Genomic DNA, 19353 nt, shown 5'->3' with positions numbered 1-19353 from the left:
GGGCGCATAGACCTGCACCTCCATCATCAGCTTGAAGCGCTTTTCGGTGAAGTCCTGGACCGGCATGAAATAGGTGATGGCGGCGTTGTTGATCAGGATGTCGATGGGGCCGAAGGCGGCCTCGGCCTCCTCCACCAGCCGCTCGCGCTCAGACGCCTGGGCGAGGTCGGCCTTGACCAGGACGGCCTCGGCGCCGGCGGCTTTCAGGCGCTCGACCGTGTGGGCCAGCGTCCCGGGCAGGCGGCTCTCCCCCTCCTGTGCGGTGCGGGCCGAGACGACGACCTTGGCGCCCTCCATGGCCAGACGCGCGGCGATGGCCTCGCCGATGCCGCGGCTGGCGCCAGTGACCAGGGCCACCTTGCCCTTCAGGGTTCCGTTCGGATTAATGGTCGCAGACATAATGAATGGTCCTCCCATGACTTAATTTCTTATGGGTGGGAGCCTCGCGCCTTTGGGCCGTGGCCGCAAGCCAGACCAGGCGCGTAGCCGGTCGCCTTTTGGGCCTCGGCCCGTTGACTCCCAAGGCCCCGGCCCGTATATGCGCCGGCTCTGTTTGTAACCCTCTGAAGGACGGCGCGCGGCGACGCGTGAAGACAAGCTCATGAAGGTCAGAAGCTCGCTGAAGTCGCTGAAGACGCGTCACCGCGACTGCAAGCTCGTTCGCCGCAAGGGCGTGGTCTACGTCATCAACAAGACGGACCCGCGCTTCAAAGCCAAGCAAGGCTAAGCGCGCCGGTTCCCGGAGATGGCCAAGGCGGTCCTCTGGGATATCGGCAATGTCGTGGTCCGCTGGGACCCACGCACGCTCTATGCGAAGATTTTTCAGGAACCGGCCGAACTGGACCGGTTCCTTTCGCATGTCTGCACCATGATCTGGCATGTGAACCACGACCTGGGCGTCACCTTCGAAGACAACCGCAAGGCCCTGGTCGAGCGCTTCCCGGAATACGAGCCCGAGATCCGCGCCTGGGAAGAGCGGTGGTGGGAGATGTTCTCCGGAACGATCCCCGAGACCGAGGCCGCCATCGAGGCCCTGCACGTGGCCGGCGTGCCGCAGTTTGGCCTGACCAACATGTCCCACGAGGTGTTCGACGGGGTCATCGCCATGAGCCCGGCCTTCGCGCGGCTGGAGGGCTATGTGGTGTCGGCCGAAGAGAAGCTGATCAAGCCTGATCCGCGCATCTACGCCATCGCCTGCGAACGGTTCGGCCATGCGCCGGCCGACATCCTGTTCGTCGACGACAGTGCGGCCAACATCGCCGCGGCCAGGGCCTTCGGCCTCAACACCCACCACTTCACCGACCCGGCGGCCTTGCGCCCCGCGCTCGAGGCCCACGGCCTGCTCTAAAGGCCTGGCGCGCCGCAGGCGCCGTCCTGTTCAACCGCAAAGGACACGAAGACCACAAATGGGCAGCGGTGCTGAGCCTTCGTGTGCTTTGTGTCCTTCGTGGTTCATCTCGTCGCGCTGCGCGCAGCGCCTCACCGCCCGCGGACCAGCTCCAGGAATTCCTGGCGGGTGCGGGGGTCGTCGCGAAGTTCGCCCAGCAGGGTCGAGGTGGTCAGGGTCGAGCCTGGCGTGTTCACCCCGCGCATGGTCATGCAGGCATGCTCGGCCTCGATCAGTACGCCCACCCCCTTGGGCCGCAGGATGTCCTGGATGGCGCCGGCGATCTCGGCGGTGAGCTTCTCCTGAATCTGCAGCCGGCGGGCGAAGCCGTGGACGACCCGGGCGAGCTTGGAGATGCCGACCACCCGGTTGGTGGGCAGATAGCCCACATGGGCCCGGCCGATCACCGGCAGCATGTGATGCTCGCAGAAGCTGACCACCCGGATGTCGCGCAGCACGACCATCTCGTCATAGCCGCCAACCTCCTCGAAGGTGCGCTCCAGATACTCCCGCGGATCGGTCTCATAGCCGGCGAACAGCTCGCGATAGGAACGGGTGACCCGGCCCGGCGTCTCCAGCAGGCCCTCGCGGTCGGGATCGTCCCCGGCCCATTCGATCAGCGTCCGCACAGCCGCCTCGGCGTCGGCCTGGGTGGGGCGGGGCTTGGCGGCGTCGGTCATCGGAGGGCTCCTGTCATTCCGAACAAGGCAACGGTTGAGCCTAGGGTAGGTTCGCCTTCGACCTCCAGACGGATTTCGTTCGACGCCGATGCGAGGTAGGGTCCGCCGCTTCAATCCCCTCGACTCGGAAGACGCTTTTCCCATGGCTGACGACAGCGCCCATATCGACATCCTCAACACCACCGCCCAGGGGCAGCTGAAGAGCATCATCGAGCGCATCGAGCGCCTGGAGGTGGAAAAGTCCGAGATCGCCGAGCAGATCAAGGAAGTCTTCGCCGAGGCCAAGGGCAACGGCTTCGACGTCAAGGTGCTGCGCAAGGTGGTCCGCCTGCGCAAACAGGACCGCGCCAAGCGGCAGGAGGAAGAGGCCATCCTCGACCTCTATCTCTCGGCGCTCGGAGAGATTTGAAGCGCAAGGCTCCTCCAGACCCCAGGGCCCAGGCCAAGCGGGCCGCGCTGAACGCGCTCAAGCGCGCTCGGCGTGAGGCTGCGCGCACCGGCGTCGAGCTCTCCGAATGGGAGGGCGAGTTCCTGGGCTCGGTGGAGGAGCGGGTGAACACCTATGGCCGGGCCTTCGGCGACCCCGAAAAGGGCGCGCCCGGCCAGGCCCTGTCGGCCCTGCAGCACCGCAAGCTCAAGGAGATCTCGGCCAAGGCCAAGGGCGAGAAAAAGCCCATGGTCAGGCGGAGCTTCGGCCGCAAACCGCGCGAGACTGACGATTAGGTTCCGAGGTCTTAGGCGCCGCAGGCGCAGCTAAAAAGGGGACACAAAGGACACAAAGAAGGCGAAGGACACAAAGGCCTCTTCGTGCCCTTCGCGCCTCCTTCGTGTCCTTTGTGTCCCTACTTTCATAGCGCTGACGCGCGAAGGGAAGACCCGCCTCAGGCCGCTTCGGTCTCGCTGTCGTCGGCCCCGCCGATCACCCCGTCCAGGCCCTGCTCGCGGACCTTGCGGTAGAGGGTGGAGCGGCCGATCCCCAAGCGTCGGGCGACCTCGCTCATGTGGCCGGCATAGATTTCGATGGCCAGCTGGATCAGGTCGCGCTCGATGTCCTCCAGCGTGCGCAGGTGGCCGCGCTCGTCCAGGATCCGCACCGGGGCGTCCTTGGGCAGTTCGGCCATCAGCTCGCGGGCGGCGTCCGGCGAAATGGGGGGCGAGGCCGAGCCTTGGGCGACCGGGGTCGGGGCGGTGGCGACGGCCTCGGGGGGCGGCGCCACGATCCCGGAGATGGCCGGGAAGTCGAAGGGTTGCAGATAGGGCGAGTCCGAGAGGACGATGGCCCGGTAGACGGCGTTCTCCAGCTGGCGGACATTGCCCGGCCAGTCGAAGGCCAGCAGGTGCTGCAGGGTCTCGGGCGCGCAGCCGACCACCTTCTTGCCCTCCTCCACATTGAAGCGGCGGATGAAGTGCTCGACCAGGGCCGGGATGTCGTCCTTGCGCGCGCGCAGGGCCGGGGCCTCGATGGGGAAGACGTTGAGGCGATAGAAGAGGTCCTCGCGGAACCGGCCCTCGGCCACGGCGAGAGACAGGTCGCGATTGGTGGCCGAGACGATGCGCACATCGACCTTCACCGAGCGCTTTGACCCGACGGGGTCGATCTCGCTCTCCTGCAGGGCGCGCAGCAGCTTGACCTGCATGTCGAGCGGCAGTTCGCCCACCTCGTCCAGGAACAGGGTGCCGCCATTGGCCTCCTGGAACTTGCCCAGGTGCTTGTCGGTGGCGCCGGTGAAGCTGCCCTTCTCGTGGCCGAACAGGATGGATTCCACCAGGTTCTCGGGCAGGGCGCCGCAGTTGACGGCGACGAAGGCCTTGCCCGACCGGTCGGACGAGCCATGCAGGGCGCGGGCGATGACCTCCTTGCCGACGCCGCTTTCGCCGGTGATCAGGATGGGAATGGTCGACTTGGCCGCCCGCTCGCCCATCCGCTTGACCAGCGTCATGGGGGCGGAGCCGCCGACCATGTCGGCGAAGGTGAAGCGCCCGGTCTTGTGCTTCTTCAGGCGGTCCACCTCGCCCCGCAGGTCGCCCATGGAGAGCGCGTTGCGGATCGAGACCATGATCCGCTCGGGACTGGCCGGCTTGACGAAGAAGTCGCAGGCGCCGGCCTGCATGGCCAGGACCACGGTGTCGATGCTGCCTTGCGCGGTGACCACGATCACCGGCTGGTGGAAGTTGCGGGCGCGCATCTCCTTCAGGGCGTCCTGACCCGACAATCGGGGCATGACCAGGTCCAGCAGGATCAGGTCGACCTTGGCGCCGGCCATCAGGTGCTCGATGGCGGCGTCGCCGGACTCGGCGTGCGCCACGGCGAAGCCTTCGCGCTCCAGCACGGCCTGGATCAGCCTGCGCTGGGTCGGATCATCATCGACGACAAGGACCGTTTTGGTCATTTGAAGACACCACCTGTACCGGACGCCCACCTCTTCGGGCGGGGCTCACTGTCACGGATTGATACAGGTCGCCGGTAAAGGCGGGGTTTCGCAGACCTGAGTCAGGGGTTAACGCCGCGGCCCTCTGACGCAGGTCTGCAGGGTCTCTCAGTCCTTCAGGGCGGCCTCGAACTGTTCGGCGATCCAGTCGGCCTGATCGGGGCTCAGCACCAGGGGCGGGGCGATCCGGATGGTGTGGTCGTGGGTCTCCTTGCACAGCAGGCCGCGCCGCTGGAGGTTCTCGCAGACCCGCCGGGCGCCGCCCGCCTCGGCGTGCAGCTCGACAGCCAGCATCAGGCCGCGGCCGCGAACCTGCTTGATGGCGTCGTGGCGGATGCTGGCCAGGGAGGCCTGCAGGCGATCGCCGACGCGCTGGGCGTTGCCGATCATGTCTTCCTCCACCAGCACCTTCAGCGCGGCGCGGGCCACCGCACAGGCCAGCGGATTGCCGCCAAAGGTGGAGCCATGCTCGCCGGGCTTCAGCACGCCCAGGACCGCGTCGTTCGAAAGCACGGCCGAGACCGGATAGAAGCCGCCCGACAGCGCCTTGCCTACCAGGGTGAGGTCGGCCTCGACCCCTTCGTGTTCCTCGGCTAGCAGCTTGCCGGTGCGGCCCAGGCCCGTCTGGATCTCGTCCAGGATCAGCACGACGTTGTGGCGGGTGCAGAGCTCGCGGGCGGTTTTCAGATAGTCGGCCGGCGGGATGATGACGCCCGCCTCGCCCTGGATCGGCTCGACCAGGAAGGCGACGGTGTTGGGGGTGATGGCCGCCTCCAGGGCCGCGGCGTCGCCGAAGGGCACGACCTTGAAGCCTGGCGCAAACGGGCCAAAGCCGCCGCGGGCCTGCTCATCGGTGGAAAAGCCGACGATGGCCAGGGTCCGGCCGTGGAAGTTTTCCGAACAGACGATGATCTCGGCCTGGCCGGCCGGCACGCCCTTGACCTCATAGCCCCACTTGCGGGCCACCTTCAGGGCGCTTTCGACGGCCTCGGCGCCCGAGTTCATCGGCAGGGCCCGGTGCGAGCCGGTCAGGGCGCAGATCTCCTCATAGAAGAGGGCCAGCTGGTCGTTGCGGAAGGCGCGGCTGGTCAGGGTCAGCTTGCCGGCCTGCTCGGTCATCGCCGCCAGGATCTTCGGATGGCAATGGCCCTGATTGACCGCCGAATAGGCCGAGAGCCCGTCCAGGTAGCGCTTGCCCTCGACGTCCCAGACATAGACCCCCTCGCCGCGGCTCAGCACCACGTCCAGCGGCTTGTAGTTGCGCGCGCCCAGCCGCGCCTCGGCGGCGATATAGTCCTGCGGGGTCGACAGGGCGGGGCGGTCGAGAACGGCGTGGTCGGTCATGGAAGGCCTCATTCGGCGGCCGCGAGCGCGGCATGGGGTTGGGAGGTGAGGTCCAGGCGCAGGCTCATGCAGAAGGCCGCGCCGCCGGACATGATGAAGGGGGAGAGATCGACCTCGACCAGGCGATAGCCCCGGGCTTCCAGGGCTGCGCGCAGGGACGGCGGCGCCTTGGCCATGATCACGGTCTCGCCGAGGTTCACCGCATTGACGCAGAGCGCCTCGGCCGCGGCCTTGTCAGCCTCGATCAACAGGTCGGGGGCGACCCGGTCGCGCAGGGTCCTCAGGGCCTGATCGGTGAAGGCCGGCGGGTAGTAGAGGATGTGGCCGCCGTCCAGCGGGCGCATGCAGGTGTCGAGGTGATAGAAGTGCGGGGTGGCGAGCTCGAGGGCTACCACCTCCTGGCCGAAGAAGTCCGCATGGGCCTCAAGGCCCGCCAGGGTCGAGCGCTGGCCGTGGCCGCCCCAGAACCAACCGCGGGCGGCGTCCCAAAGGGCGTCGCCGGCCCCCTCATGCACTACGCCCGGCGGCAGTTCGGCCACCTCGCGCAGCACGCCGCGGTCGCGCAGGGCCTGGAAGGCGGCCAGGAAGGGCGCCTCTTCGCCGCGACGCTCGGGGTGGGCGAAGCGGGCCATCAGGGCGCGGCCGTCCAGGACGGTGGCGGCGTTGGCGGGGAAGACGAGGTCGGGCAGGCCGGCCTCGGCGGGGATCATCTCCACCACGCCGCCAGCGGTTTCAATGGCCTGACGCAGCTCGGCCGAGGCTGCGGCGGCCCGGGCGCGGGCGCCGGCGTCGGCCTGCCAGACCGCAGGGTCCATCCAGGGATTGATCTGGTAGCAGACCTCGAAATGGGCCGGATCGGTCATCAGATAGTGCGGGGTCGCCATGCGCGCCTCCCTCAGAATGTCGTGGGTGCGACAAAGGGTGGGACACGGCGGCGCTAGCGAAAAGGCGCAGGACTTGTAGGATATGCGGGCAGTTCTGCCGATTTGACAGCCTAAGGCGACGATCTGACAACATGGATGAGACCGACCGCCAGCTCCTGGCCCTTCTGCGCGCCGACGCCCGCGCATCGGTGGCGAGCCTGTCCGAGCGCCTGAAGGTCTCCCGCGGCACGGTCCAGAACCGCATCGACAGGATGCGTCAGCGCGGGGTGATCCAGGGCTTCACCGTCCGCACCCGCCCCGATGTGGAGGCTCACAGGGTCCGGGCGGTCATGACCATCTCGGTGGAAGGCGAGAGCAGTCCCCGGGTGGTGCGCGCCTTGCAGGGCTTCGCCGAGGTGGTGGCGGTCCACACCACCAACGGCCGCTGGGACCTGGTGGCCGAGCTGGACACCGACAGCCTGGCCGCCTTCAGCGCGGCCCTCGACGAGATCCGCCGCATCCCCGGCATCGCCGCCACCGAGACCTCGATCCTGCTGGCGACGACGCGCCTTTAGATTCTTCGGCCAAGAGTCGGCCAAGAGGAGGTGGCGGCTGAGCCAGGGCGTGCTTAGATCGCTCCCATGAACGCACCCCTGAAGACCGACACCCTGCCCGAATGGCGCCTCGACGACCTCTATGCCGGTCGCGACGATCCGCAGATCGAGGCCGACCTGGACAAGGCCCGCAAGGCCGCCGCCGATCTGCTGGCCTATAAGGGCCAGCTGGTCGCCGCCCGGGGCGAGCCCGAGACCCTGGGCCGTCGGCTGGATGAGACCATCGCCCTTTATGAGGTGGGGACCAACGCCCTCTACGGGGTCGGCGCCTACGCCTCCCTGTCGGCCAGCACGGCGCGGGACAATCCGGCCTGGTCGAAGTTCGAGGCCGACTTCCGGGGCAAGGCCGCCCAGATCGGCGCCGAGACCCTGTTCTTCACCCTGGAGATCAATGAGCTGGACGAGGCCGAGCTGGACGCGGCCCTGGCCGCGCATGCCCCGGCCCAGCGCTGGCGGCCCTGGCTGCGGCGGGTGCGCCTGTCGCGACCGCACGAGCTCAGCGCCGACCTCGAACGGCTGATGATCGACCGGGGGCCGGGCGTCGCCAACTGGATGCGCCTGTTCGACGAGACCCTGGCCAAGCTGACCGCCAAGGTCGGCTCCGAGACCCTGACCCTCCCCGAGACCCTGAACCGGCTGTCCGACCCCGACGGCGCCCGGCGCAAGCAGGCGGCCCAGGGCCTAGCTAAGGCCCTGGAGGAGCGCACCTCGACGCTGGCGCTTTGCCTCAACACCCTGGCCTATGAGAAGCAGGTGGAAGATCGCTGGCGGAGATATCCGCAGCCGGCCGCCTCGCGCCACATGGCCAATGAGGTGGACGCCGATGCGGTCGAAGCCCTGGTGGAGGCGGTGACCGAGGCCTATCCCGCGGTCAGCCATCGCTACTACGCCCTGAAGGCCAAGGTCATGGGCCGCAAGACCCTGGACTACTGGGACCGCAATGCCCCCCTGGATGCGGCGGCGCCGCGGACCTACACTTGGCCGCAAGCCCAGGAGATGGTGCTGGAGTCCTTCCAGGCGCTCGCGCCCCGGTTCGCCGACACCGCCCAGACCTTCTTCACCCAGCCCTGGATCGACGCCCGGCCGCGGGCCGGCAAGCAGTCGGGCGCCTATTCGCACCCGGTCAGCGCCGACCGGCACCCGTTCGTGTTCATGAACTATATGGGCGAGCGCCGCGATGTGCTCACCCTGGCCCATGAGCTTGGCCATGCGGTGCACCAGACCCTGTGCGCGCCGCTCGGCACCCTGCTGGCCGACACGCCCCTGACGCTCGCCGAGACCGCCTCGATCTTCGGCGAAGGCCTGGTGTTCGAGCGCCTGATGGCTGGCGCCACCGACGAGGAGCGCCGCGGCCTGCTGGCCGGCAAGATCGAGGATGGGTTGAACACGGTGGTCCGGCAGATCGCCTTCCACAAGTTCGAGACCGCCTTCCACGCCGCCCGCCAGCAGGGCGAGGTGTCCAACGAGGAGATCTCGGCCATCTGGATGGAGGTGATGGGCGAAAGCCTGGGCCCGGCCATCAAGCTCAATGCCGGCTACGAGCACTACTGGGCCTATGTCAGCCACTTCGCCCACGCCCCCTTCTATGTCTACGCCTACGCCTTCGGCGATCTGCTGGTGCGCGGCCTGATGGAGAAGCGCCGCGAGGATCCGCAGGGCTTTGCGCCCCTCTATGAGGACCTGCTCGCCGCCGGCGGCTCCAAGACCTATGTCGAGGCGCTGGCGCCCTTCGGGCTCAACCCGCGAGAAAAGGCCTTCTGGGCCGCGGGCATGACCCAGATGGAGCGGCTGGTGGACGAGTTCGAAGCCCTGGTCTGAGGTCGGCTGACCTTCGTCCTGGGCGGTGTGCGGCGCGACGGGAAGACCCGCGCGTGGGGAGGAACCTGAAGATGAGCCAAGCCGACACCCGGCCGTGGATGGACGCCGGCCGCTCTCACGATGAGCGGGCCGATCTGCTGATCGCCGAGCTGAGCCTGGACGAGATGATCGCCCTGGTTCATGGCCCGATGCCCAACCTGCTGGACGAGGTTCCGGCCGATGCGGCCCGCGGCGCCGGCTATGTGCCCGGCGTCGCGCGGCTGGGGATTCCGCCCCAGAACGCCACCGACGCCAGCCTGGGCGTGGCCAATCCCCGCAAGGTGCGCGAGGGCGACGGCGCCACCGCCCTGCCGTCGGGCCTGGCGCTGGCGTCTAGCTGGGACCCCGATCTGGCTCGCCGGGCCGGCGCCATGGTCGGGGCCGAGGCCCGGGCCAAGGGGTTCAATATTCTGCTCGGCGGCGGGGTGAACCTGGCGCGGGACCCCCGCTGCGGCCGGAACTTCGAATATCTCGGCGAAGACCCGTTGCTGGCCGGCGTGCTGGTGGGCGAGGCCATCGCCGGCGCCCAGTCCAACGACATCGTCTGTACGATCAAGCACTTCGCGATCAACGACCAGGAGACCTGCCGCCACGTGGTCGATGTGCAGATCGACGAGGGGGCCTTGCGCGAAAGCGACCTTCTGGCCTTCCAGATCGGCATCGAGCGGGGCCAGCCCGGCTCGGTGATGAGCGCCTATAACCGCCTGGGCGGCGACTGGTGCGGCGAGAACGACTTCCTGCTGAACAGGGTGCTGAAGGGCGACTGGGCCTATCCCGGCTGGGTGATGTCCGACTGGGGCGGCTGCCACTCGACGGCCAAGGCGGCCCTGGGCGGCCTCGACCAGGAGTCCGGCGAGCAGCTGGATAAGCAGGTCTATTTCGGCGAACTGCTGAAGACCGCCGTGCAGGAGGGCGAGGTTCCCTTCGAGCGACTGACCGACATGGTCCGCCGCATCCTGCGCAGCCTGATCGCCCACGGCGTTTTCGACCGCCTGGTCGAGCGCGAAGAGATCGACTACGAGGCCCACGCGCAGGTGGCCCAGGCCGCCGCCGAGGCCGGCCTCGTCCTGCTCAGGAACCAGGGCCTGCTCCCCCTGGCGCCCGGCCTGAAGGTGGCGGTGATCGGCGGCCATGCCGATGTGGGGGTGCTGTCGGGGGGCGGCTCGTCCCAGGTGATCCCGGTCGGGGGACCTGCCCTGGAGATCCCAGTGACCATCGGCCCGTCCTCGGCATTCTCGCGCATCACCTACCACCCGTCCTCGCCCCTGGCCGCCATTGGCCAGCGCGCCGCCCAGGTGACCTACGCCGACGGCCGCGACCTGGCCGCAGCCATGGCTATCGCCGCAGACGCAGACGTCGCCGTGATCTTCGCCGAGCAATGGACAACCGAGGCCGAGGATCTGCCGACCCTGGCTCTGCCGGGCGACCAGCACACCCTGATCGCCGCGGTCGCCTCGGCCAACGAAAAGACCTTGGTCGTGCTGGAGACTGGCGGCCCAGTGATCATGCCCTGGCTTGATGACGCCGCGGCGGTCCTGCAGGCCTGGTATCCGGGCGCTCGCGGCGGCGAAGCCATAGCCCGCCTGCTGTTTGGCGAGGCCGAGCCTTCGGGGCGCTTGCCGATCAGCTTCCCCAGGTCCGCCGACGATCTGGTCAGGCCCGAGATCCCCGGCATGATCTTTGGCCCCCCAGTGGAGGGCGCCACCATCCCGACCTCCTATCCTGGCGTGCAGCAGCACAAGGGGCGCTTCTCCGTGCCCCATCCCGAAGGCGCGGCCGTCGGCTATCGCTGGTTCGACCGCCAGCAGACGCAGCCGCTGTTCCCCTTCGGCTTCGGGCTTTCCTATACGCGCTTCGTCCACGAGAACCTGAGCCTTGAGGGCGGGGCGACGGTGCGAGCTCGGTTCACCGTGGCCAATGTCGGCGATCGCGCCGGGGTGGACACACCTCAGCTCTATGCGCGGGTCAAAGGCGCGGACGCCCAGCCTGGCTTGCGGCTCATCGGCTGGACGCGGGTCGCCCTGGCGCCTGGCGAGCGGCGGGAGGTGGAGATCACCGCCGATCCACGGCTGCTGGCGGCCTATGACGTGACCGCGCCCGGCTGGCGGATCGCCGGGGGCGTGGTGGCCGTCACCCTACAATCGGACGCCCGGACTGTGACGCTTTCGGGCGAGGCTGAGCTTGAGGCTCGCACCCTGGCGCCCTGAACGGAGTAGACGAGGCTAATCTCGCCTCAAGCCTTGTCATTTTTCAAACGGGCGTTAGTCAGCAGGGCATGTCCGATGATCTGACCCCCGTCCAGACCGCCGTCGTACCGGACGGCTATGTGATCAACCTCTGGCAGCGCGGCTTTGGCCGCACGGTCGGCCCCTTCTATTCAAAGCGGGACGAGGCCAATAACGAGATCATGGCCTTCCGGGTGGAGGAGCATCACGCCAACGGCATGAACAACTGCCACGGCGGCATGCTGATGAGCTTCGCCGACATGGCCTGGGGTCGGGTGATCTCCAACCAGCGGGAGATCGGCTGGGTCACGGTGCGCCTGACCACCGACTTCCTTTCCGGCGCCCAGATGGGCGACTGGGTCGAGGGCGGCAGCGAGATCATCTCCGAACAGGACGACATCTTCACGGTTCGCGGCAGGATCTGGTGCGGCGAGCGCACCCTGATGACCGGCACCGGGGTGTTCAAGGGGATGCGCCACATCAAGCGCAAGCCCGGCGACCGCCAGGCGCAGAGGGCCTGATCCCATGACCGACCAGACCAAGACGCCGCCGGCCGTGGCCACCGCCGAGTTCGACGACGACCGGCCCATCCAGACCAAGCCCGGCGAACTGCCGCCGGAGGTCCAGGCCCCGCTTCTGCCCTTCAAGGGCGAGAAGCCACCGGCTCCGGCCTGGTTCGAGGCGGCCATCGCCAAGACGCCGGAGCGCAGCTTCGTCATCTCCATGGGCAGCCAGATCGAGGTGCTTACCTGGGGCGAAGTGGGCAAGCCCGGCCTGCTGCTGGTGCATGGCAACAGCGCCCACGCCGACTGGTGGAGCTTCATCGCCCCCTATCTGGCCGAGCACTACAGGGTCGCATCCATGTCCCTGGCTGGCATGGGCGCCTCGGACTGGCGGGAAACCTACGCCTTCCAGGACTTCGCCGAAGACGCCGAGGCGGTGGCGAAGGCCACCGGTCTCTATGACGGTGGTCGCAAGCCCATCTATATCGGCCACTCCTTCGGCGGCTCGCAGGTGTTCTACGCCGCCAGCCGCTATCCGGAGCGGATGCATGCGGCCATCCTGGTGGACACCGGCTTCGGCGGCCCGCCCCCGCGCGAGCAGGAGGAGATGGCGCGCCGCATGGAGCAGGTGCGCAACATCCCCACCACCGACCGGCCCAAGCGGGTCTATCCGACCCTGGAGGCCGCGCTCGCCCGCTTCCGCTTCATGCCGCCCCAGGCGCCGGGCCACCTGTTCGTCGCCGACTTCATCGCCCGCCGCTCGCTGAAGCGTGCGCCGCTGGAGGATGGCTCGGGCGAGGGCTGGACCTGGATGTTCGACCCGGCCATGTGGAACAAGCTGGACCGCAGCGCCATGAACGCCCTGGTCACCGAAGGGCCGCCCAAGGTCGAGGTTCCGATCGCCCACATCTATGGCGAACTCTCGCCGGTGATCGCGCGCCGCCATGACGGCCGGGCCAATCCCCTGCCCAAGGACATGATCGAGATCGCGATCCCGGACTCCAACCACCACGTCATGGTGGACCAGCCGCTCGCCCTGATCGCGGCCCTGCGCGCCTTGTTGGCCGTCTGGCCATCTTGAGCCGGCGCGCGCTCTCGTGTAGCACCGCTGTCGAACTGGTTCCGTAAGAGAGAGACCCGGCCGCCATGGGCGAACAGGCTTCCGACTATCACCGCGGCGAAATGGAAATCCAGGAGCAGGTGGCCACCTACAACCTGTTCATGGGCATGACCAAGTGGGGCTCCCTGGCGATCGCCGCCGCGCTGCTGCTGTTTACGGTGTGGTTCTGCACGCCGGGCGGCTTCTTCGCCGGCCTGATCAGCGCCGTTGTCCTGACCGTGATCGGCGTCGTGCTGCTGCGCGACAAGCCGGACGCGGCGCACTAGCCACGCTTCCCAAGATCGAGCGCCGCGCAGGCGAGCAGCCTGCGTGGGCTTTCGCATGCCCAAAATCCATCGCGGGAATTCAAACGCGCGTTTGAAGATCGCTGATCGACGTCTGGACAAGGCCCCCGTGACGTCCCTAAGGTCCGCCGGCTTTACCGACCCGGGGGATTTGAGGCATGGCCGTCATCGCCGTCACTAAGGAACGTCGCGACGGGGAGACCCGCGTCGCCGCCACGCCCGACACGGTCAAGAAACTGATCGCCGCCGGCTTCGGCGTGGTGATCGAGGCCGGCGCCGGGGCGACCTCCTCCTATCCCGACGGCGACTACGAGACGGCCGGCGCGCAGATCGCGCCCGATCTGGCCGCGGCCCTGTCCAAGGCCGACATCCTGTTCAAGGTCCGCGGGCCGACGCCTGAGGAGATCGCCGGCCTGAAGGCCGAGGCCCTGGTGGTCGGCATGCTCAATCCCCACCAGGACAAGGCGACCCTGAACGACCTGGCGGCCAAGGGGCTCAGCGCCTTTTCGATGGAATTCGTGCCGCGGATCACCCGGGCCCAGGTGATGGACGTGCTGTCCTCCCAGGCCAATCTGGCCGGCTATCGCGCGGTGCTGGAGGCGGCCAACGCCTATGGCAAGGTCATGCCGATGATGATGACGGCGGCCGGCACCGTCGCCGCCGCCAAGGTCTTTGTGATGGGGGCGGGCGTCGCAGGCCTGCAGGCCATCGCCACGGCGCGGCGTCTGGGCGCGGTGGTCACGGCCACCGATGTGCGTCCTGCGGCCAAGGAACAGGTCGAAAGCCTCGGCGCCAAGTTCGTCGCCGTCGAAGACGAGGAGTTCAAGGCCGCCGAAACCGCCGCCGGCTACGCCAAGGAAATGAGCGCCGAATACCAGGCCAAGCAGGCGGCCCTGGTCTCCGAACACATCCGCAAGCAGGACATGGTGATCACCACCGCCCTGATCCCGGGCCGGCCGGCGCCGCGACTGGTCAGCGCCGCCCAGGTGGCCTCCATGCGCCCAGGCTCGGTCATCGTCGACCTGGCCGTCGAGCAGGGCGGCAATGTCGAGGGCTCCGTGGCGGGTCAGGTCGTGGAGACCGGTGGGGTGAAGATCGTCGGCTACGCCAATCTGCCGGGCCGCATCGCCGCCGACGCCTCGGCCCTCTATGCTCGCAACCTGTTCGCCTTCGCCGGCCTGTTCCTCGACAAGGAAGGCGCCTTCGCCCCGGACTTCGAGGACGAAATCCTCAAGGCGGCCCTGGTGACCCGAGGCGGCGCCGTGGTTCACCCCGCCCTGGCCAGCTGATCCCGATAGAGAGAGGACGATCCCTATGGAATCTGTCGATCCCACCGTCTTCCGCCTGGCGATCTTCGTGCTCGCCATCTTCGTGGGCTATTACGTGGTGTGGAGCGTGACGCCGGCCCTGCACACGCCTCTGATGGCGGTGACCAACGCCATCTCCTCGGTAATCATCGTCGGCGCCCTGCTGGCCGCCGCCGCCCACGGGGCCGAGGGCGCAGCCTTGAGCGGCAGCGTGATGATCTCCAAGGGCGCGGGCGCCCTGGCCGCAGCGCTGGCGGCGGTGAACATCTTCGGGGGCTTCCTGGTCACCCAGCGCATGCTCGCCATGTACAAGAAGAAGCAGAAGTAGAGCCGGCCTTAGGGGGCACGATCATGAACGCCAATCTCGCGGCCATTCTCTACCTCGTCTCCGGGGTGCTCTTCATCCTGGCGCTGCGGGGCCTTTCGAGTCCCGAGACCAGCCGGGCGGGCAACCGCAACGGCATGATCGGCATGGCCATCGCGGTCGGCACCGCCATGGCCACCCTGCTGGGTCAAGGGGCGCTGGACGCCCTGACCCTGGCCCTGATCGTCGGCGGCGTGGCCATCGGCGGCGGCGTCGGCGCGGTGATCGCGCGAAAGGTGCCGATGACCTCAATGCCCCAGCTGGTGGCGGCCTTCCACAGCCTGGTGGGTCTGGCCGCCTGTCTGGTGGCGGTGGCGGCCATCTATACGCCCGAGGCCTATGGCATCGGCGTCACCGGCGAGATCCACCTGATCTCGCTGATCGAGCTGTCCCTGGGGCTGGCCATCGGGGCTGTGACCTTCACCGGCTCGGTGATCGCTTTCGCCAAGTTGAACGGCAACATGTCCGGCGCGCCGATCCTGCTGCCGGCCCGCCACCTGCTGAACCTGGCCATCGCCGGGGCGATCGTCGCCCTGGTGGTCGTGCTGGTGTTGAGCGGCGGCGCGGCGGTCTGGGCCTTCTGGGCGATCTTCGCCCTGGCCCTGCTGATCGGGATCACCCTGATCATCCCCATCGGCGGCGCCGACATGCCCGTCGTCGTCTCGATGCTGAACTCGTATTCCGGCTGGGCGGCCGCGGCGCTGGGCTTCACGCTCGAGAACACCACCCTGATCATCACCGGCGCCCTGGTGGGCTCGTCGGGGGCGATCCTGTCCTACATCATGTGCAAGGGCATGAACCGCTCGTTCGTCTCGGTGATCCTGGGCGGCTTCGGCGCTGACGACTCTGCGGCCGGAGGCGGCGGTCAGGTCGAGACCCGGCCGGTCAAGCAGGGCTCGGCCGAGGACGCCGCCTTCATCATGAAGAACGCCAGCAAGGTGATCATCGTGCCGGGCTACGGCATGGCCGTCTCCCAGGCCCAGCACGCCCTGCGTGAAATGGGCGACGTGCTGAAGGCCGAGGGCGTCGACGTGAAGTACGCCATCCACCCGGTGGCCGGCCGCATGCCCGGCCACATGAACGTGCTGCTGGCCGAGGCCCAGGTCTCCTATGACGAGGTCTTCGAGCTGGAGGACATCAATTCGGAGTTCTCCACCGCCGACGTGGCCTTCGTCATCGGGGCCAACGACGTGACCAATCCAGCGGCCAAGACCGATCCGACCTCGGCCATCTACGGTATGCCGATCCTGGACGTGGAAAAGGCCCGCACCGTGCTGTTCGTGAAGCGGGGCATGAGCTCGGGCTATGCCGGGGTCGATAACGAGCTCTTCTTCCGCGACAACACCATGATGCTGTTCGGCGACGCCAAGAAGATGGTCGAAGGCATCCTCAAGTCGCTCTAGGCGGCAGGTTCCTGGGCGACCAGGCCGGCGGCGGCCCGGAGGCGTCCGGTGACCAGGCTGCGAATCTCGACGCCGCCCATGGGCTGAAGGACGGCGCAGGCGACCTGCCCGGCCTCATCGACCACGGCAGGCAGGGTGGGGCGCAGGCTGGGGGGCAGGGCGGCGAGGGCCCTATGCTCCGCTGGCGCCAGTTGGGCGGCTAGCCCCGCGAGGGCGCGGATCCGCAGGCCCTGGCGGGACGTCACGATCTCGAACCGGCCGTCCCAGACCTGGGCAGGTCCCGGCGTCAGCGCCTGCTCGATCAGACCGCCCCGAGCCGCCTCGCCGGCCTCACGCACAATCATGACGCTTTGCGCGCCGGCTTCGATCCGAGCGCCGGCCAGGGTGGCCGTGAACACCTCAGCTGTCCTCATCCGCGCCAGCAGACGCGCGAGCGCCGTGGTTCGCGGTGGTCGGACAGAGCCGGCCGCGCACAGGCAGGCGATGGAGAGGGCTCGCACGGCGATGGCGTCCGGCTGGGCGGCCAGAACGTCCCGAGGCCAACTCACCGCGCCCAGCGGATGAATATGGGCGGCGGCGACGAGCGCGCGGATGTCGGCCTGGCGCGGGGGGGGCAGATCTCGCACCCCGCCTTCGGCCAGGGCGACCCTTGCCCGCGTCCGCGCATAGGCGAGATTTTCGTTGGCCGGATCTTCGATCCAGGCGTGGGGCTGGTGGGAGAGATAGGCGCGCAGGGCCGCTCTGCGCTCGCCCAGCAGGGGCCGAAGCACGAAGAGGCCGCGGCCCACTGGCCAGGCGGGGCTGGGCGCCCAGGTCCTGGGCTCGGGCGCAGAGGCGCCCTGCGACCGCATCAGGCGGCTCTCCTCGACATCATCAAGGGTATGGCCGAGCAGGAGCACCCGGGCGCCGAGGTCGCGTGCGGCCTGGGCCAGCAGACGGTGACGGGCCGCGCGGGCGGCGGCGGGGAGGCCGGTCTCGGGTTTGGGACCGGTCCAGACGAGATGCTGGAAGGCCACGCCCAGCCGTGCGGCGACGGCGGCGCAGTGATCGGCCCAGGCGCTCGACGCTGCCTGCAGCCGGTGGTCGACGTGGAGAGCTATCACCTGCCGGCCATGGGTCTGCGCCCAGGCCTGGACGCTCAGCAGCAGGGCCAGACTGTCGCCACCGCCGGAATAGGCCACCGCCAGGGGGGCCGAACTGTCGCGACGCAGATGATGGCTCAGGGCCGCCTGGCCCGGGGGGCCTTCGACCGCAAAAGGCGTCTGGGCTAGCCGCACCGCGCCTGGGTCCGGGCCGCGGTCGCCCGCGACTTGATGGACGGGGCGGCGTTGGGATAGCGGCGGGAGAGTTCGCCCAGGGTCTGGCAGGCCTCGGGATTGCGCTCCAGCGCGATCAGCGAGCGGGACAGCTCCAGGACGGCGTCCGGCGCCCAGGCCGTCGTCGGCCAACCGCGAATGGCGGCGATGAAGGCGCTGGCCGCCTCGCCATCGGCGCCGCGAACCACCAGGGTCTTGCCCAGCCAATAGTTGGCTTCCGCCGCCAGATTCGATCCGCCGTGGTTGGCGGTGAAGCCCTCGAACGCCGCCTCGGCGGCGTCATAGTCGCCGCTGAGCATCAGGCCGCGGGCGCGGTCGAAGTCGGCCTGAGGGCCGCCACCGCCGCCGGCGCTTGCGCCGGGCGCGGGCGTAGCTCCGAAGCCGGGCGGCGTGCCGCCGCCACCGCCGCCGCCCACCGGAGCGCCCGTATAGGCCTCAAGCGTAGCGATCCGTTCGGTCAGGGCCGTCAGCTGGGCCTCAAGGGCCGCATTGCGTTCGGTCGCCTGGCGTAGCTCGAAGCTGCTGGTCTCGATCTGACCATTGATGCGGGTCAGCACCGCTTCCAGATCGCTCAGCCGGCGATCAAGGTCGGCGAGGCGGTAGTCTGTCTCGGCGGGCTGGACGACCACGGGCCGGCCGGTGTCGCGTCCCTGAAAGACGATGGCGCGCAGTTCGCGCACCACCTGCTCCATGCGCTCGACCCGCCGAGCGTCCCGAGCGTCCAGGGGATCGCTCATCGAGGTCTGCGCCAAGGCGGGCGGTGAGAAGGCGGGCCCCAGGGTCATCAGAGACAGCGCCAGGGCGGCGGGCAGAGCGAAGCGGCTGCGAAGCGTCATGGTCAGATCATCTATGAGGACGAAGGGCCGAAATTGCGGCGCTGGCGCCACCATGGGCCAACCCGGCCCGTGGCGCCAAGGGCCAGGGACGGCCGACAGCAAAGAGGGGACCCGTATGGGTCCCCTCCGCTAGGTCAGGTTCAGCTCAGGTCTTAGTTGGCGCCCGAGGTGATCGCCGTGTGGGCGTTCCGGTTGCGCTGGTAGGCGTCCTCGCTCGTGCCCGGATCGATCGGGCGTTCCTTGCCGTAGGACACGGTGTTGATGCGGCTCGACGAGACGCCACGGGCGACCAGGAAGTCACGCACGGCGTTGGCGCGGCGGGCGCCCAGGGCGAGGTTGTATTCGCGGGTGCCGCGTTCGTCGGCATTGCCTTCGATACGGATCATCACCGCGGGGTAGCGGTTCAGCCAGGCGGCCTGGGCTTCCAGGATCTGGGCGGCGTCGCCGCGGACCGAATAGGAGTCGAAGTCGAAGTAGACGCGGTCGCCGACATTGATGACGAAGTCTTGCTGCGTGCCGGGCAGGGCGCCCTGGCTCACCGGCGGGGGCGGCGTGCCCGGCTGGCTGGCCGGCGGCGGCGGCGGGGGCGGCGTCGGGCCGACAGCTTCCGGCTTGGGCCGCGAGGCGCAAGCGGTCAGAGAGGCGGCGGCAAGCGCGATGATCGCAAACTTGGCGGCGCGCTTGGTCATGGTGCTGGTCGTCATCACGCAGTCTTTCCTTATAAAGAAGTTATAATACGCGGCGCGCCCGGCGCCAGTGTCACGGTGAGAAGCTGTTTGTACATGCCGAAGTCAAGCTAGGCCAACAACTTCAAAAACCTT

At 68.6% G+C, this 19353-nt stretch carries 21 protein-coding genes; 13 read left to right on the top strand and 8 right to left on the bottom strand.

All coding sequences use genetic code 11. The features are described from left to right. On the bottom strand, positions 1-399 hold a 399-nt coding region (locus Q8L83_RS13265; protein ID WP_305287678.1), incomplete at its 3' end, for an SDR family NAD(P)-dependent oxidoreductase. Between the two features lie 202 nt (positions 400-601). Between Q8L83_RS13265 and ykgO the strand changes: the two genes are divergently transcribed. Together ykgO and Q8L83_RS13255 are read left to right on the top strand one after the other, a co-directional pair. Then, a complete protein-coding gene (ykgO, locus tag Q8L83_RS13260; RefSeq protein ID WP_056023006.1) occupies positions 602-727 on the top strand; it encodes a type B 50S ribosomal protein L36 in 126 nt (41 codons plus the stop codon). Positions 728-745: 18 nt separating this feature from the next. After that, complete coding sequence (locus tag Q8L83_RS13255; RefSeq protein ID WP_305287676.1) at positions 746-1348, top strand: HAD-IA family hydrolase; 603 nt, start codon at positions 746-748, stop codon at positions 1346-1348. Positions 1349-1479: 131 nt separating this feature from the next. Here Q8L83_RS13255 and folE read toward each other — a convergent pair whose 3' ends face one another. Then, the gene (folE, locus tag Q8L83_RS13250; protein ID WP_305287674.1) at positions 1480-2067 is read right to left on the bottom strand and encodes a GTP cyclohydrolase I FolE; all 588 of its coding nucleotides are present in this window, start codon (positions 2065-2067) and stop codon (positions 1480-1482) included. A 142-nt stretch (positions 2068-2209) separates the two neighbouring features. On the opposite strand from folE, the gene Q8L83_RS13245 reads away from it, so the two are divergent. Together Q8L83_RS13245 and Q8L83_RS13240 are read left to right on the top strand one after the other, a co-directional pair. Further along, positions 2210-2476, top strand: a complete 267-nt coding sequence (locus Q8L83_RS13245; protein ID WP_305287672.1) for a DUF2312 domain-containing protein — start codon at positions 2210-2212, stop codon at positions 2474-2476. Then, on the top strand, positions 2473-2790 hold the full coding sequence (locus tag Q8L83_RS13240; RefSeq protein WP_305287670.1) for a hypothetical protein: 318 nt from the start codon (positions 2473-2475) through the stop codon (positions 2788-2790). Before Q8L83_RS13245 ends, Q8L83_RS13240 begins: the two co-directional genes overlap by 4 nt. A gap of 158 nt (positions 2791-2948) precedes the next feature. Here the strand turns inward: Q8L83_RS13240 and Q8L83_RS13235 are convergent, their stop codons facing one another. From Q8L83_RS13235 to Q8L83_RS13225, 3 genes are all read right to left on the bottom strand, one after another. After that, complete coding sequence (locus Q8L83_RS13235) at positions 2949-4457, bottom strand: sigma-54 dependent transcriptional regulator (RefSeq protein ID WP_305287668.1); 1509 nt, start codon at positions 4455-4457, stop codon at positions 2949-2951. 147 nt (positions 4458-4604) lie between these two features. Next, positions 4605-5840 (bottom strand): ornithine--oxo-acid transaminase, encoded by a 1236-nt coding sequence (gene rocD, locus Q8L83_RS13230; protein ID WP_305287666.1) that lies wholly within the window; start codon positions 5838-5840, stop codon positions 4605-4607. An 8-nt stretch (positions 5841-5848) separates the two neighbouring features. Further along, positions 5849-6724 (bottom strand): dimethylarginine dimethylaminohydrolase family protein, encoded by an 876-nt coding sequence (locus tag Q8L83_RS13225; RefSeq protein WP_305287665.1) that lies wholly within the window; start codon positions 6722-6724, stop codon positions 5849-5851. A 131-nt stretch (positions 6725-6855) separates the two neighbouring features. On the opposite strand from Q8L83_RS13225, the gene Q8L83_RS13220 reads away from it, so the two are divergent. The 9 genes from Q8L83_RS13220 to Q8L83_RS13180 all read left to right on the top strand — a co-directional run bounded on the left by Q8L83_RS13220 (position 6856) and on the right by Q8L83_RS13180 (position 16380). Beyond that, positions 6856-7278, top strand: coding sequence for an Lrp/AsnC family transcriptional regulator (locus Q8L83_RS13220; RefSeq protein ID WP_305287663.1), 423 nt, complete (start codon positions 6856-6858; stop codon positions 7276-7278). A gap of 66 nt (positions 7279-7344) precedes the next feature. Next, positions 7345-9135 carry a M3 family oligoendopeptidase gene (locus tag Q8L83_RS13215; protein WP_305287661.1) on the top strand — a complete coding sequence of 597 codons (1791 nt, stop codon included), beginning with the start codon at positions 7345-7347 and terminating at the stop codon, positions 9133-9135. Between the two features lie 71 nt (positions 9136-9206). After that, on the top strand, positions 9207-11381 hold the full coding sequence (locus tag Q8L83_RS13210) for a glycoside hydrolase family 3 protein (protein ID WP_305287659.1): 2175 nt from the start codon (positions 9207-9209) through the stop codon (positions 11379-11381). 68 nt (positions 11382-11449) lie between these two features. After that, a complete protein-coding gene (locus tag Q8L83_RS13205) occupies positions 11450-11920 on the top strand; it encodes a PaaI family thioesterase (protein ID WP_305287657.1) in 471 nt (156 codons plus the stop codon). A 4-nt stretch (positions 11921-11924) separates the two neighbouring features. After that, complete coding sequence (locus Q8L83_RS13200) at positions 11925-12983, top strand: alpha/beta fold hydrolase (RefSeq protein ID WP_305287655.1); 1059 nt, start codon at positions 11925-11927, stop codon at positions 12981-12983. A gap of 65 nt (positions 12984-13048) precedes the next feature. Further along, the gene (locus Q8L83_RS13195) at positions 13049-13288 is read left to right on the top strand and encodes an aa3-type cytochrome c oxidase subunit IV (protein WP_305287653.1); all 240 of its coding nucleotides are present in this window, start codon (positions 13049-13051) and stop codon (positions 13286-13288) included. Positions 13289-13464: 176 nt separating this feature from the next. Further along, on the top strand, positions 13465-14595 hold the full coding sequence (locus Q8L83_RS13190) for a Re/Si-specific NAD(P)(+) transhydrogenase subunit alpha (RefSeq protein WP_305287651.1): 1131 nt from the start codon (positions 13465-13467) through the stop codon (positions 14593-14595). Positions 14596-14620: 25 nt separating this feature from the next. Beyond that, positions 14621-14941: a proton-translocating transhydrogenase family protein gene (locus Q8L83_RS13185; protein WP_305282348.1), complete on the top strand. Its 321-nt coding sequence runs from the start codon at positions 14621-14623 to the stop codon at positions 14939-14941. Positions 14942-14964: 23 nt separating this feature from the next. Beyond that, the gene (locus Q8L83_RS13180) at positions 14965-16380 is read left to right on the top strand and encodes an NAD(P)(+) transhydrogenase (Re/Si-specific) subunit beta (protein ID WP_305287649.1); all 1416 of its coding nucleotides are present in this window, start codon (positions 14965-14967) and stop codon (positions 16378-16380) included. Here the strand turns inward: Q8L83_RS13180 and tilS are convergent. The 3 genes from tilS to pal form a co-directional block, all read right to left on the bottom strand. Further along, a complete protein-coding gene (tilS, locus tag Q8L83_RS13175) occupies positions 16377-17657 on the bottom strand; it encodes a tRNA lysidine(34) synthetase TilS (protein WP_305287647.1) in 1281 nt (426 codons plus the stop codon). The genes Q8L83_RS13180 and tilS overlap by 4 nt on opposite strands. Next, a complete protein-coding gene (gene ybgF, locus Q8L83_RS13170) occupies positions 17648-18532 on the bottom strand; it encodes a tol-pal system protein YbgF (protein ID WP_305287645.1) in 885 nt (294 codons plus the stop codon). The genes tilS and ybgF overlap by 10 nt, the downstream gene beginning before the upstream one ends. A 152-nt stretch (positions 18533-18684) precedes the next feature. Further along, entirely contained in the window at positions 18685-19236 is a 552-nt protein-coding gene (gene pal / locus Q8L83_RS13165; RefSeq protein WP_305287643.1) for a peptidoglycan-associated lipoprotein Pal, read from the bottom strand. Positions 19237-19353 lie beyond the last annotated feature (117 nt).

The sequence above is a fragment of the Phenylobacterium sp. genome (assembly GCF_030680185.1).
In the GTDB taxonomy this organism is placed as follows: Bacteria; Pseudomonadota; Alphaproteobacteria; order Caulobacterales; family Caulobacteraceae; genus Phenylobacterium.
Note: the sequence above shows the minus strand (reverse complement) of the source record. Positions and strands in the feature narration are given on the sequence as shown.

Coding starts and splice junctions, on each gene's coding strand:
- ykgO (WP_056023006.1), top strand. CDS start 602: ATGAAGGTCAGAAGCTCGCTGAAGTCGCTGAAGACGCGTCACCGCGAC.
- Q8L83_RS13255 (WP_305287676.1), top strand. CDS start 746: ATGGCCAAGGCGGTCCTCTGGGATATCGGCAATGTCGTGGTCCGCTGG.
- folE (WP_305287674.1), bottom strand. CDS start 2,067: ATGACCGACGCCGCCAAGCCCCGCCCCACCCAGGCCGACGCCGAGGCG.
- Q8L83_RS13245 (WP_305287672.1), top strand. CDS start 2,210: ATGGCTGACGACAGCGCCCATATCGACATCCTCAACACCACCGCCCAG.
- Q8L83_RS13235 (WP_305287668.1), bottom strand. CDS start 4,457: ATGACCAAAACGGTCCTTGTCGTCGATGATGATCCGACCCAGCGCAGG.
- rocD (WP_305287666.1), bottom strand. CDS start 5,840: ATGACCGACCACGCCGTTCTCGACCGCCCCGCCCTGTCGACCCCGCAG.
- Q8L83_RS13225 (WP_305287665.1), bottom strand. CDS start 6,724: ATGGCGACCCCGCACTATCTGATGACCGATCCGGCCCATTTCGAGGTC.
- Q8L83_RS13220 (WP_305287663.1), top strand. CDS start 6,856: ATGGATGAGACCGACCGCCAGCTCCTGGCCCTTCTGCGCGCCGACGCC.
- Q8L83_RS13215 (WP_305287661.1), top strand. CDS start 7,345: ATGAACGCACCCCTGAAGACCGACACCCTGCCCGAATGGCGCCTCGAC.
- Q8L83_RS13210 (WP_305287659.1), top strand. CDS start 9,207: ATGAGCCAAGCCGACACCCGGCCGTGGATGGACGCCGGCCGCTCTCAC.
- Q8L83_RS13205 (WP_305287657.1), top strand. CDS start 11,450: ATGTCCGATGATCTGACCCCCGTCCAGACCGCCGTCGTACCGGACGGC.
- Q8L83_RS13200 (WP_305287655.1), top strand. CDS start 11,925: ATGACCGACCAGACCAAGACGCCGCCGGCCGTGGCCACCGCCGAGTTC.
- Q8L83_RS13195 (WP_305287653.1), top strand. CDS start 13,049: ATGGGCGAACAGGCTTCCGACTATCACCGCGGCGAAATGGAAATCCAG.
- Q8L83_RS13190 (WP_305287651.1), top strand. CDS start 13,465: ATGGCCGTCATCGCCGTCACTAAGGAACGTCGCGACGGGGAGACCCGC.
- Q8L83_RS13185 (WP_305282348.1), top strand. CDS start 14,621: ATGGAATCTGTCGATCCCACCGTCTTCCGCCTGGCGATCTTCGTGCTC.
- Q8L83_RS13180 (WP_305287649.1), top strand. CDS start 14,965: ATGAACGCCAATCTCGCGGCCATTCTCTACCTCGTCTCCGGGGTGCTC.
- ybgF (WP_305287645.1), bottom strand. CDS start 18,532: ATGACGCTTCGCAGCCGCTTCGCTCTGCCCGCCGCCCTGGCGCTGTCT.
- pal (WP_305287643.1), bottom strand. CDS start 19,236: ATGACGACCAGCACCATGACCAAGCGCGCCGCCAAGTTTGCGATCATC.